Source organism: Candidatus Blochmannia vicinus (genome assembly GCF_023586525.1).
GTDB lineage: Bacteria > Pseudomonadota > Gammaproteobacteria > Enterobacterales > Enterobacteriaceae > Blochmanniella > Blochmanniella vicinus.
In genome coordinates, this window is record NZ_CP097763.1 from 141,240 (window position 1) to 155,158 (window position 13,919).

At 27.7% G+C, this 13,919-nt stretch carries 8 protein-coding genes and 3 tRNA genes; 6 read left to right on the plus strand and 5 right to left on the minus strand.

Annotated features, from left to right (window positions below; translation table 11 throughout):
* Nucleotides 1-145 precede the first annotated feature (145 nt).
* Nucleotides 146-1,867, minus strand: coding sequence for an aspartate--tRNA ligase (gene aspS / locus M9408_RS00610; RefSeq protein WP_250257282.1), 1,722 nt, complete (start codon nt 1,865-1,867; stop codon nt 146-148).
* Between the two features lie 571 nt (nt 1,868-2,438).
* Between aspS and argS the strand changes: the two genes are divergently transcribed.
* The gene (gene argS, locus M9408_RS00615) at nt 2,439-4,184 is read left to right on the plus strand and encodes an arginine--tRNA ligase (RefSeq protein WP_250257283.1); all 1,746 of its coding nucleotides are present in this window, start codon (nt 2,439-2,441) and stop codon (nt 4,182-4,184) included.
* 22 nt (nt 4,185-4,206) lie between these two features.
* Here argS and murJ read toward each other — a convergent pair whose 3' ends face one another.
* On the minus strand, nt 4,207-5,763 hold the full coding sequence (murJ, locus tag M9408_RS00620) for a murein biosynthesis integral membrane protein MurJ (RefSeq protein ID WP_250257284.1): 1,557 nt from the start codon (nt 5,761-5,763) through the stop codon (nt 4,207-4,209).
* A gap of 620 nt (nt 5,764-6,383) precedes the next feature.
* Between murJ and mdtH the strand changes: the two genes are divergently transcribed.
* Nucleotides 6,384-7,607 (plus strand): multidrug efflux MFS transporter MdtH, encoded by a 1,224-nt coding sequence (gene mdtH, locus M9408_RS00625; RefSeq protein ID WP_250257285.1) that lies wholly within the window; start codon nt 6,384-6,386, stop codon nt 7,605-7,607.
* 186 nt (nt 7,608-7,793) lie between these two features.
* Nucleotides 7,794-7,886 (plus strand) — tRNA-Ser (locus M9408_RS00630).
* A 585-nt stretch (nt 7,887-8,471) separates the two neighbouring features.
* Here the strand turns inward: M9408_RS00630 and M9408_RS00635 are convergent.
* Nucleotides 8,472-8,561 (minus strand) — tRNA-Ser (locus M9408_RS00635).
* A gap of 247 nt (nt 8,562-8,808) precedes the next feature.
* Here M9408_RS00635 and M9408_RS00640 point away from each other — a divergent pair.
* Nucleotides 8,809-8,881: transfer RNA gene (locus tag M9408_RS00640), tRNA-Asn, on the plus strand.
* A gap of 20 nt (nt 8,882-8,901) precedes the next feature.
* Here M9408_RS00640 and gutQ read toward each other — a convergent pair.
* Nucleotides 8,902-9,879 carry an arabinose-5-phosphate isomerase GutQ gene (gene gutQ, locus M9408_RS00645; protein ID WP_250257286.1) on the minus strand — a complete coding sequence of 326 codons (978 nt, stop codon included), beginning with the start codon at nt 9,877-9,879 and terminating at the stop codon, nt 8,902-8,904.
* Nucleotides 9,880-10,292: 413 nt separating this feature from the next.
* The gene (gene tmaR, locus M9408_RS00650; RefSeq protein WP_250235774.1) at nt 10,293-10,616 is read right to left on the minus strand and encodes a PTS system regulator TmaR; all 324 of its coding nucleotides are present in this window, start codon (nt 10,614-10,616) and stop codon (nt 10,293-10,295) included.
* 453 nt (nt 10,617-11,069) lie between these two features.
* Between tmaR and sbcB the strand changes: the two genes are divergently transcribed.
* Together sbcB and hisG are read left to right on the plus strand one after the other, a co-directional pair.
* Nucleotides 11,070-12,518: an exodeoxyribonuclease I gene (gene sbcB / locus M9408_RS00655; RefSeq protein ID WP_250257500.1), complete on the plus strand. Its 1,449-nt coding sequence runs from the start codon at nt 11,070-11,072 to the stop codon at nt 12,516-12,518.
* Nucleotides 12,519-13,018: 500 nt separating this feature from the next.
* Nucleotides 13,019-13,918 carry an ATP phosphoribosyltransferase gene (hisG, locus tag M9408_RS00660; protein ID WP_250235776.1) on the plus strand — a complete coding sequence of 300 codons (900 nt, stop codon included), beginning with the start codon at nt 13,019-13,021 and terminating at the stop codon, nt 13,916-13,918.
* The last annotated feature ends 1 nt before the right edge of the window (nt 13,919 follow it).

Sequence of the window (13,919 nt, forward strand, 5' to 3'; positions counted from 1 at the left end):
AACATAAACACTAAATATTCTATTTATTACTTTTATATTTTAAAACATCTAAAACAGCCTTCTTAAACACTTTTTAAAATATAATTAACAAATGTACCACATAAAGTACTATGATACTAATATCACAAACACCTGATTACTTATATCAATCAGGTGCATTAACCATTAAATCTATCGCTGCTGTAGTTTTGGGAAACGCAATAACCTCTCGAATACTCTTGACTCCAGTTAATAACATAGCTAACCGATCTAAACCAAATGCTAAACCAGCATGAGGAGGCGCTCCATATTTCAAAGCATTCATTAAATGCCCAAATTTTTCTTGCTGTTCATTTCTAGTAATACCTAAAATATTGAACACTGCTTGTTGCACATCAAATGAATGAATACGAACTGATCCGCTGCCAATTTCGCACCCATTAACAACCATATCATAAGCCTCTGAAGTCACTAATAACGGATCTTTTTGTAACGTGTAAATATCACAATTTTTTGGAGAAGTAAAAATGTGATGCATAGATACAAGTTCACCGTAGCTATTTTTTTTAAACATTGGAAAGTCTATTATCCATAAAGGAGCCCAAGAATCCTTTTTAATCAAACAAAGATCATGGCCTAACTTAGATCTTAAAGGGCTTAATATTTGCGTAATAGATTTGTTTTGATCCTCACTAAATCCAAAAAATAAAATATCACCATTTTTAGTATTAGTTTTTTCTAAAATCAAATCCAATACCGAATTATTTAAAAAGTCAAGAACTGATTCATTACTTTCCTTTTTAAGGCTACCATTATTATATCGAACCTTAATCCACATTAATTCCCGCAAACCACATTTTTTAGCATAGTAAACATATTCATCAATCTGTCTTTTCGTCAGTGTACTGCCATTAGTCACTTTCATAACTACTACCTGAATATCAATATTATTTGTGCGAATAAAAGACAACCTATTTTGGCCTGACTTAAACAAATATGATATATCAATCATTTCTATTGGATTTCTTAAATCTGGAGTATCAGATCCAAAACGTTGAATTACTTCAGAATACGTTAACTGAGGAAACGTTCCTAATTCTACATTTAAAATTTCGCGCCAGATAATACGAATAAAAATCTCCATAAGTTCTCTCACTTTTTGTGCAGACATAAAAGAAGCTTCAATATCTATTTGAGTAAACTCTGGTTGACGATCCGAACGTAAATCCTCATCTCTAAAACATTTAGTAATTTGATAATACCTATCAAATCCAGCAACCATTAATAATTGCTTAAATATCTGAGGTGACTGAGGCAAGGCGTAATTTTTACCTATATGCAATCTACTAGGTACAATGTAATTACGTGAGCCTTCTGGAGTAACTTTTGTTAATATTGGTGTTTCAACATTTAAAAATCCTTCCAATTCCATAAAACGATGAACAATTGATATAATACGCGATCGAGTTTTCATTCGATGTAGCATCACTGGGCGTCTTAAATCAAGATAACGATATTTTAATCTATTTTCTTCAATATTATTATGATTAATATCTAATGGTAATGGCTCAGAAGTATTAAGAATAGTGAAAGTTTTTGCAACTATTTCAATAGCACCAGTAGATATATTGCTATTGATTTGATTTTTAGGTCGTGCGCGAACCATTCCTATTAACTGGATACAAAATTCTTGTTTCAATGTAGTTGCAGATATACGCATTTTTTTGTTATCACTAACATCGAAATATACTTGTATATGTCCTTCTCTATCACGTAAATCAATAAATATTAACCCACCAAGATTACGATATTTACTTATCCAACCACATAACGTAACTTCCAATCCCACATGAGACAAATTTAATTGACCACAATATGCAGTGCGCATATAAATCCCTCTACTCATGAATATCTAATTGCATAAAATATATTTCTATAAAATTCATACAAATAAAATCATTATCTGATATTATATTAATCATTTCCTTAAAACTAAAGAATACTCATTCTGAACTATACTTAAATTTATTAAAGTTAATTGTAACTTATGTTGAACATGTTGATGAAATAATATCCTTAATACTTAATAAAATTAAGTACATAATTTTGATTAATACAAATTATATATATTTTATTTAAAATTATATATTTTTATAAAATTATAATATAAAACAATTTAATTAAAACTAGAATAAATTCTCCATCAAAAACAAAACTTAAAATATTTAATTCTTAGCAAATAAAGCACGTTATATTGCCTATATGCACAACTATTATTTTCATTAGTTTTCAAAATAATTTTACATAACTTAATTATCATCCAACATAACGAATATATTTAATAAGTAGAACATAACCTGAAAATCATATTCGCAATTATAAAATAAATTTGTAATTTACATCATTGAAAATTAATATATTATCTAATACTATTAGATAATATATTCTTAAATGTTTATATGAATATTCAAACATTTTTACTAAAAAAAATAAATCAAGCTCTATTATTAATTACGAATAAATCTATTTTCAATCTAATACAAATACAACAATCAACAAGAAAAGAATTTGGGGACTATCAAATTAATGGATTAATCACTATCTCCAAAAAATTAAATATTCCTATTGAAGAACTTGCTAAAAAAATTATAAAATTTATCGATCTCAATGAGATTGCTCAAACAACAAAAATTGAACAACCAGGATTTATTAATATATTCTTAAATCCAAAATGGATATCCCATCAAATTAACAGCATCTTTTCAGTACCCCGTTTGGGCATCACTCCAGTTACACCAAAAACCATTGTTATTGATTACTCTAGTCCAAATATCGCAAAAGAAATGCATGTTGGACATTTACGTTCAACTGTTATAGGAGATAGTGTTGCTCGTGTTTTGTCTTTTTTAGGACATAATGTCATTAAAGCTAATCATATAGGAGATTGGGGTACTCAATTTGGTATGCTTATTGCTTATATAGAAAAAAATATTCAGTCTGAATTTATATTAAACAAATCCATACAATTATCTACATTAGAGCATTTTTATCAAGAAGCTAAAAAAATGTATGATATTGATCCCAATTTCGCTAAATTGTCTCGAAATTATGTTTTAAAATTACAAAAAGGCGATAAATATTGCTGTCGAATATGGAAACGTTTAGTAGATATCTCTGTATCAAATAATCAAAATACATATATACGATTAAACGTTAGCTTAAAAAAAAGCGATATTATGGGAGAAAGTTTTTATAATAATATGCTTCCTAAGATTGTATCAGATTTAAAAAATAAAGGATTAGCGATCACAAGTAATGGAGCTGTCGTAGTACCTCTAAAAAATTATAACAATAGAAATGGCGCTCCTTTTGGAGTAATTATTCAAAAAAAGGATGGAGCTTATTTATATAGTACCACTGATATTGCTTGCATAAAATATCGCTGTAAGATATTACATGCCGACAGAATCATTTATTATATTGATAGTCGTCAAAAACAACATATAATGCAGGCTCAGGAAATTGCTCATAAAGCAGGTTATTTAGATACATCAGTACTACTAGAACATCACATATGCGGTATGCTACTTGGAAAAGATAAAAAACCATTTAAAACACGATCTGGTAATGCGTTAAAATTAAAAACATTATTAGATGAAGCCTTAAAACGTGCTCGTTTATTGATTTTAAGCAAAAACCCTAATTTAAAAAATTCTCAAATAAATAAATTAGCACATATTATTAGTATTGGCGCTATCAAATATTCTGAATTGTCAAAAAACCGTATTATAAATTATATATTCGATTGGAATAACATGTTAAAATTTGAAGGAAATACTGCGCCTTACATACAATATGCATGTACCAGAATTTTTTCTATTTTTGAACAATCTAAACAACTTGATTTTCAACCAAAACAAAATAATATTAAACTAGAAACTGAAGAAGAAAAATTGTTAGCAATTTGTTTACTTCAATTTGAAGAAATAATTACCACAGTAGCAAGTCAAGGTGCTCCTCACATGTTATGTTCTTATTTATATAAACTATCCGTACTGTTTTCTTCTTTTTACGAACACTGTCCAATTATTAAGGCAACCAATATACATATAAAACATAGTAGATTAAAATTGGCACTGATTACTGTTCGTATCTTAAAAAAAGGATTAAATTTACTAGGAATTAAAACAGTAAAACATATGTGATATATTGCTATATATATTGTATTTAATCAAAAGAATCCTCTTCTCTGCTTAAAAAAATAAAATCTTTTAAACGAATACCTACAAACCATAACGTTATACAATAACTACTACCAGCTAATATTAAAACTACTATTATCCTAATTAATCTATAAAAAATATTCCCTTGTGTCCAATCAGATATATACATTAATAATCCTAAACATACTACACACAATATAATAAGCGCGATAACCAATTGACCACAAAAAAACCACCATCCAGATAGTAGTTGAAATAAATACTTTTTTTTAAATTTCCAATATAACAACCCTGCATTCAACCATGCCCCCAAACTAATAGAAACAGAAAAAACAATATGCTTTAATAAATTAATACACATTAAATTTATAAATTGAGTAAAAATAAGTACAACAATGATGATATGGACTGGAGTTTTAATATCATGACGTGCGTAAAAAGCAGATGTTAACACTTTAGATAAAATTAATCCAGGTAACCCTATTGCGTACGCAATTACAGAATATTGTGTCATTAATACATCAAACTCTAAAAATTTTCCATATTTAAACAATGTTATTATTAAGGGTTCAGACAAAACTCCTAAAATAACAGCGCTAGGTAAGCTTAGTATAAAACATAACCTAATACCCCAATTCATCAAACAAGAATAATCTTGATAATTTTTCTTAGAGATAAAACGTGATAAATATGGATATAAAACAGTAGTTAATGTTACTCCAAAAATTCCAATGGGCAACTCCATTAATCTATCAGCATAATATATCCAAGAAATAGAACCATCACTCAAAAAAGAAGCAAGAATAGTATTAATAACTAATGATATCTGACTACTTGAAACTGCAATTATAGCAGGGACCATTGATCTATATATTCTACATACTCTATTGTCATAAAATTGAATTTTTGGAATAACTAGCATATTAATTTTTTCTAAAAATAACGCACAATACACACACTGTAGTACTCCTCCTACAATAACTGACCAAGCCAATCCCATAATAGGAACATGAGAATATACACACTCTGCAAACAACATAAAACTGATCATACTGGCATTTAAAAAAATTGGAGTAAACGCTGGTACTAAAAAAAAATTACAAGTATTTAAAATCGCTCCCATTAATGACGTTAACGATACTAATAAAATATAAGGGAACATCACTCTAAACATTTTAATAGCCATAACAAATTTTTCTGTAGCATTGTCAAAACCCGGAGCAGTAACCGCAATAATCCAAGGCGCTATCAATAATCCAATGATAACTACAATAGCTACCATAAATATTAATGAACCAGATACTATAGAAATAAATACCCGTATTTCTTCTTCGCTATCACGAGATCGATATTCTGATAATATAGGCAGGAAAACTTGATAAAATACTCCTTCCGCAAAAATACGTCTTAATAGATTAGGTAATTTAAAAGCAATGAAAAAAGCATCTGTCATGATGCTAACACCAAAAATTCGAGCTATAATAGTATCTCTAATAAAACCCAAGATACGAGATAACATAATTATAAAACTCATTGAAGTCAGCGACTTTAACAGATTCATTATATTAAAAATTTTAAAAAATTCAGTATAAATATAGTATTATGAAAACATAACTTTTATTACAAATAACAAAATTGCGCTGAGTTACATAAAATTATAACAATCAGTTCTATAAACAATAATTTTATTTTAAAAATATTTTCTATTTTAGAATCACATATTTAAAATACTAATACAATATATATATAAACTACAATTATTATATATCTCTGTTATAATGTAGTATATATACCGATTTTCATAAAAAATAGCACTTATTAAAATAACTAATAATAACAACCATATTTCTTATGCTATATATTTTTATAAATAAAACGACCGCTTAATACATTTTCTTTAAATTGATCAAAAATCTGATAACTATGTGTAACATACATATTTACACATATTAGCAATCTTTAATAAAGATAATCGCTTTTATCGTTAAGTATTGTATTTGAAATAAAATATATAAAAATAAACATACAAAAATATTAATATTATAATATTCAAATGTTTCATAGAAAATATAAGATACATGTTAATTTACACCGTGATTAAAAATAAAAACATACAACTATTAAAAATATTTTTAATGCACTCAGTAAAAAAATGTATACAAAATACACAAACGGAGACCCATGTATACAATATCGCAAGCTAGAAGACTAGGTAAATATTTTTTAATTATAGATAATATGTTTGTAGTTATAGGTTTTTATGTTGTTTTTCCACTTATTTCAATATACTTTGTTGAACAATTAGGATGGGGAGCTTTTTTAGTAGGGTTTGCTTTAGGATTACGACAATTTATTCAACAAGGATTAGGAATTTTTAGCGGAGCTTTTGCTGATAAATTAGGTGCTAAACCTATGATCGTATCCGGATTATTTATGCGTACTTTAGGATTTATTATAATGAGTATTGCAAATACTCCTATATTATTATGTTTATCATGTGTATTATCTGCATTAGGAGGAACATTATTTGATCCGCCACGTACTGCACTAGTAATTAAATTAGTTCGACCATGGGAATTAGGGAGATTTTATTCTGTATTAATGCTAGAAGATAGTATGTGTGCTATAATAGGAATTGTTCTGGGCACATGGTTACTACAATATAACTTTAAATTAGTATGCTTTACCGGAGCAATATTATTTTTCATCGCTGGAGTTTTTAACGCCTGGCGGTTACCTGCATACAAAATTTCTAGTTCCCATGATTCATTATTAGAAGGTATAAAAAAAGTACTCAACAATCAAAGATTTATAATTTATGTCTTCACCCTAACCGGATATTATATCTTATCAGCTCAAGTAATGTTAATGTTGCCCATCCGTATTCATGAAGTATCTGGGCAGCTATCATATATAAAATGGATGTATATCATAGAAGCAATTTTATCTTTATTGTTAATTGTTCCTATAACTTGGTGGAGTGAGAAATACTTCAAATTAGAAACACGCTTGATGGTAGGGTTAATAACTATTATCATTAGTTTATTTCCTATTGGATTAGTTAAAAACCTACATACATTATTAATTTTAATTAGCATGTTTTACATAGGTTCTATTATTGCAGAGCCTGCAAGAGAAACTTTAGGAGCTTTATTGACAGATTATAAAGCACGTAGCAGTTATATAGGCTTTAGTAAACTAAGCTTAGCTTTAGGAGGTACTGTAGGTTACAGCGGTAGTGGATGGTTATATGACATTGGTAAAGAACAAAATTTTACGCAATTACCTTGGATCGTTCTGAGTATAATCGGTTTAATTACTTTACTAGGATTATATTTTCAATTTAAATACTATTCTTTTCAATCTTTACTTAATAATAAAAATAATAAGAAACGTAGACTATGACTAAAATACATAGTTATGAAATAAATACGCTTCATAATATCATTTAATTTATAATACTAAAAAATTTTTAATACTTAATTTAAAACTAAGATATTTAATTAATACTATCAAACAACAGATTGATTAAATTAATCATATTTAACCTAAAAAAGAAAATCTTATATTATTTAAGTTTTCTTGTTGAATGGTGAGGTGTCCGAGTGGTTTAAGGAGCATGCCTGGAAAGCATGTATGCATATAATTTATGTATCAAGGGTTCGAATCCCTTCCTCACCGCCATTACTGTAACGACATAAATCGACAACCCGGTTATTTAATTACAGTTTATAAAATTAAAATTCACATATACCTTAAAACTAACAAAACCCAATTTTCACCGCTTAAATAAGAATAATAACGTTATTATTTTATTTGTAATATTTGCAAAAAACACCTTCTTACATTCTATATAAGATAGCAACCAAATATTTATATAAATATATAAATCAAATTCATAACACTTACTTCATAAAACATAAAATATATGATCATCTTTTAAATTGATCATAAATAAATTATATTATTCGTTTCAATTTAGCTATATAAATTAATATCATATAAATGATATACAACATCACCAACTAAAATCAATACCCCTTATCATTCTATATCTATAGCAAAACAATTAAAAAATAATCTTAAACACACTATAACATAATCATAAATAACAATATTATGCACATTAACATTATCAAAATAAAACTCATACAAACCAATATAAATTTCATCATCAATTATTTAATCAATTGTAACTAAATATAAATCATCATACCTCTACCTAACATTAAAACATCATATAATATTAATATATATCTTCAAAGAATTCGGAGAGAAAGGGATTCGAACCCTTGAAAGATATTATTTCTTTAAAACGGTTTTCGAAACCGCTCCGTTCAACCACTCCGGCATCTCTCCCCATTGAAAATACAAAAATTTTATATTTTCATATAGAAAATAACATATGAACACACCTATTTTAATTTAAAATATAATAAATTTATTATATTTTAAATTAAAATGCCATAAAAATAATCTAACTATTAAATGAAAATAGTACGCACAATTTTCTCATCATATTTAAATACTTTGTTAATTCAACCGACTATTATTAAGTACTTGTATTATCAAACATATTAATATAATATGAATTCAGTTTATTGGTTCCTCTGTAGTTCAGTTGGTAGAACGGCGGACTGTTAATCCGTATGTCACTGGTTCGAATCCAGTCAGGGGAGTCAAAATTAAAGCTAACTAATCACTCTGTTGTAGCTTGGTGTAAATCATGTATATTAATTGAACCTACCAATTTTCCAACTTTATCCACTACTGGAGCTGCAGCTATTTTACGTCGATACAGCGCTTTTAATGCTACGCTTGCGCGCCATTCTTTTGGAATGCTGTATCCAGGTTTAGTCATGGCAATATCAATAGGGTCATCGAGAGATTTGCCTTTAACTATCCAGCGTCTTAAATCTCCGTCAGTAAACACTCCTATAACACGAATATGATTATCGCATACAGCTGTCAATCCAAGCCCAGTCCGACTTAATTCAAACATCGCATCCATTACTGTAACCCCTCCAAAAACTTTGGAAATATGTTCCCCAGTACGCATTAAATGATGTACGCAATTGAGTAATTGAGCTCCTAATCTACCTCCTGGATGAGATCTCGCAAATTGTTCTAAACTAAATCCTCTATATCTCATAAGAGCCATTGTTAATGCATCCCCCATCATTAAAGTATTAACCGCACTAGAAGTAGGAACTAACTGCATAGGACAAGCTTCTCTTTTTATCTTGATATTAAGAACACACGTAGCTCCTTTAGCTAAAGGAGAACTAATATCCCCAGTAAATGCGACCACAGGGATCCCACTTTCTACTAAGAATGGCATTAAAGTAATTATTTCACAGGCACGACCTGAATAAGAAATAAATATCACTACATCTTTCGCTCCAATCATACCTAAATCACCATGCAAAGCTTCTGCAGGATGAACAAAAAAGGCAGGAGTACCCGTGCTTGCTAAAGAAGCGGCAATTTTTTTGCCAATATGGCCTGACTTACCTATACCAGAAACCGCAACCTTTCCTGTACAATTCAATAATATGTGACAAGCAAAAACAATGCTTTCATCTAACCTATCTAACATTCTTTGAGCTTCATTAATTTCGATCTCTAAAGTTTCTTTAGCAAACTCCAATAACAATGCATCATTAACTATTACCATAATTATTAAATATGAATTACATCCTTCTTCTGATAATTTCGAAAAATCTGTTTCTATGGGTACTATACAAAAAATAAATATTCAAAACGTACTTATATTCACTTACCTAAACCCAACTCAGATACATAATAATAATTTTTATTATTAAAACAGAAAACACACAAATATTTTAACTAAATATTGAAATATAACACAATGATAACACATATTAAGATCAATGATTATCACTATAATAATGTTTATTAAATTAATAATAATATACTATCCATAACATATCTTTATATTTTTATCAGGCCACTACCCTTCCGATTACTGCATTATATTTAAAAATTTAAATATCTTACTTTTATACAGTAATTCATTATGAATGAACTGAAATTAATATTTCAACGCAAATTAACTTTCCATTAAATTTAATCAACTGTAGATTCTTTAAAATTATTTAATTTTTTTGATAATTCACGACGTTCCTTCGATAATTCAGCATTTTTTATTATATATTCATCCACTCGATCTTCATAATCATTACGCATATTAGTGATAATAACTTGTATTCCTTCTACAGATGTTTCAGTTTTGATATAATCACTTAAATTACCCAGTAATAATACTCTTTTTTGATTATCTCTAATTTTTTTTTCATTATCCAGAATCTCTCGTTGTAGTTTATTCTTACGACGAAATATGCGTACAAATTCCAATACATCATAAAACGATTTATTAACATCGTTGCTCATAAATCATCTCCTTATTTATATTTATTTTAAAAATATACACATAATAAATTTCTATAACCTAATCAAACCAAAATTAAAATTCAAATTTATAAATACCATTAGTATTATGTAATACTTAATTTTAATTAAACTAAAAAATTATAATATTACTCGATTGCACCAATCAATATTGCTCATACTGATACGATACTTCTATTTTTATAAATAATTTTATATTGAAACTACATTAATTATGATAAATTAAAAAATTAGTTATACATGTACTACGACGATTAAAATTTTTTATGTCGTGTTATAACATACAATATATTATAAATACGTCCAAATACATTATTTTTAATATCAGTAAACAATTTAAATATTATTTATACTGAAAGTGCTGGTGTAAACTATGTTAATAAGTAAAAATACTAAAACCCCTAGTTTTTTTTTTATGATTATGAAACTTTTGGAATAAACCCCTCGCTAGACAGACCAGCACAATTTGCTGGAATTCGTACTAACGATACATTAACTCCCATAGAGAAAGAAAAAGTTTTATTTTGTCGCTTATCAAACGATTATCTTCCTGATCCAAAATCGGTACTTATTACAAAAATTACTCCTCAAGATACTTTACATAATGGTTTAATAGAACCTGAATTTGCCCGTCGTATCAACCAAATATTCTGTACACCTAAAACTTGTATACTTGGATATAATAATATCCATTTTGATGATGAATTCAGTAGAAATATTTTTTATAGAAATTTTTATGATCCTTATATATGGGCTTATCAACAAGGAAACTCACGCTGGGATTTATTACATGTATTACGTGCTTATTATTCGCTATGCCCATATGGCATCATTAAATGGCCATTAAATAATCAAAATAAACCTAGCTTTCGTCTAAAAGATTTAACGCAAGCAAACGCTATACAACACTCTAACGCTCATGACGCTATGTCGGATGTATATGCTACCTTAGAGTTAACAAAATTGACGAAAAGAGCACAACCACAATTATTTCAGTTCTTATTTAATCATCGTACCAAATACCAACTGAAAAAAATTATCGATTTAGAAACCATGCGCCCTCTGATATTTATCACTAAAAAAATTAACAATAAATATCAAAATTTTTTAACCTATATAGCTCCAATTACTTGGCACCCTATAAATTCTAATATTTTAATCGCATGTGATTTAAATGAAAATATAGATACTTTATTACATTTAAATATAAACATAATATATCAAAAATTATATTCCAATCATATAACAATACACGATGTGTTAAAAACCATACCATTACAATTGATCCGATTAAATGCATGCCCCACTTTAATACCAATAAATTTTTTTAATAAAAATAATATCAACGTCAACCATTTCACACAGTTTTCTACTAATTATCAACATTGTTTAAAAAATTTGAATTTTCTCAGAATTTATGAAAATAGTGTTCACTTACGTAAAAAAATACATACACTATATACTATTATTGAATCATACCTACGTCAAAAAGCTCTATATCATAACTCTCATGTAGATTCTCAGCTATATCATGGATTCTTCAATAATTCTGATCGAAAAATAATCTTAAATATCCAAAAAACTCATCCAAAAAATTTAAAAAATTTATGTATCGACAATGTTGATAGTCGCTTAAAACTATTGTTGTACTATTATAGAGCTCGTAACTTTCCTAGCACTTTAAATCAACAGGAACAAAAAGAATGGTTAAATTATATAAAAAATAAATTATTTAATCAAAGTCAATCAAAATCTTATAACGATAACTTAAACATACTTTTATCAATTTATAGCTATGATAGACAAAAAACCAAACTTCTTCATTTATTAAAAAAATATTATCAGTATCTTTATGAAAATTGCTTTAATTTTCATAAAGAATAATAGTTTTAGTATTTTATCTATAGATAAATGAGATACGATCTAATGTAAACTACATTAACTAAAAAATTACTACATAAATATAATATTATGAAATAATACATACCCGTATCATAATTACTCATCATATATAGTCATAATTGTAATTTTAAACCTGTATATAATTATTTTTAGACTAAAACATACATAAAATGTTATAAAACATTTTATAATTTAATTAAAATATTAATTATATACGTATAAAATAAAGTAACTGAATAACATTTAGCCCTATACAAATTTAATTATATTCGTTAAAATATTAGAGTATTAAAAATTCTTAATAAGAAAATTGTGCTTCAAAATGTTAATTTATCATCATAACCCTGATTGATCCTCCAAATAAATTAACAATAGAAATAATTTGAATTCCTTATTCGTTAAAATGTCAAAATTACTTCTATTGTACAAATTTTATTAAAGCACTTAGTTATAAAAAATTATTTACGTAAGGTAAAAATATCATGTTGGATAAATCACGATTACGAATAGCGATGCAAAAATCGGGAAGATTAAGCAAAGAATCCCAACAACTGCTTGAACAATGCGGCATTAAAATTAATTTACAACAACAACGGCTACTAGCATTTGCAGAAAATATGGCCATCGATATAATGAGAGTGCGAGATGACGACATTCCTGGTTTAGTTATGGATAGCATTGTAGATTTAGGAATTATCGGAGAAAATGTATTAGAAGAAGCATTATTATCAAGACGATCACAAGGAGATCATCCTTGTTATGTTATGTTACGTCGATTAGATTTTGGAGATTGTAGACTATCTATGGCTTTACCAATAGATGAACCATGGAACGGACCAAAATGTTTACAAGGAAAAAGAATTGCAACTTCATATCCACATTTGCTAAAACAGTATTTAGATAAATTGGGTATTAATTTTAAATCTTGCTTACTAAACGGGTCGGTAGAAGTAGCGCCGCGCGTTGGATTAGCAGACGCAATTTGTGATCTTGTTTCGACTGGAGCCACATTAGAAGCTAACGGATTACATGAAGTAGAAGTGATTTATCGATCCAGAGCATGTCTTATTCAAAGATCTGGAAAATTATCAAACATAAAACAATCATTAATAAATAAATTAATGGTTCGTATCCAAGGGGTCATACAAGCTAGAGGTTCTAAATATATCATGTTGCATGCTCCTACTGAACAACTAGAAGAAATTATTAATTTACTACCTGGAGCAGAGAGTCCAACTGTATTACCATTAGCAGGAAATCAACATCGTGTAGCAATATATATGGTCAGTAATGAAACATTATTTTGGGAAACAATGGAAAATTTAAAACATCTTGGAGCCAGTTCTATTTTAGTATTACCAATAGAAAAAATGATGGAATAAC

Coding starts and splice junctions, on each gene's coding strand:
- aspS (WP_250257282.1), bottom strand. CDS start 1,867: ATGCGCACTGCATATTGTGGTCAATTAAATTTGTCTCATGTGGGATTG.
- argS (WP_250257283.1), top strand. CDS start 2,439: ATGAATATTCAAACATTTTTACTAAAAAAAATAAATCAAGCTCTATTA.
- murJ (WP_250257284.1), bottom strand. CDS start 5,763: ATGAATCTGTTAAAGTCGCTGACTTCAATGAGTTTTATAATTATGTTA.
- mdtH (WP_250257285.1), top strand. CDS start 6,384: ATGTATACAATATCGCAAGCTAGAAGACTAGGTAAATATTTTTTAATT.
- gutQ (WP_250257286.1), bottom strand. CDS start 9,879: ATGGTAATAGTTAATGATGCATTGTTATTGGAGTTTGCTAAAGAAACT.
- tmaR (WP_250235774.1), bottom strand. CDS start 10,616: ATGAGCAACGATGTTAATAAATCGTTTTATGATGTATTGGAATTTGTA.
- hisG (WP_250235776.1), top strand. CDS start 13,019: ATGTTGGATAAATCACGATTACGAATAGCGATGCAAAAATCGGGAAGA.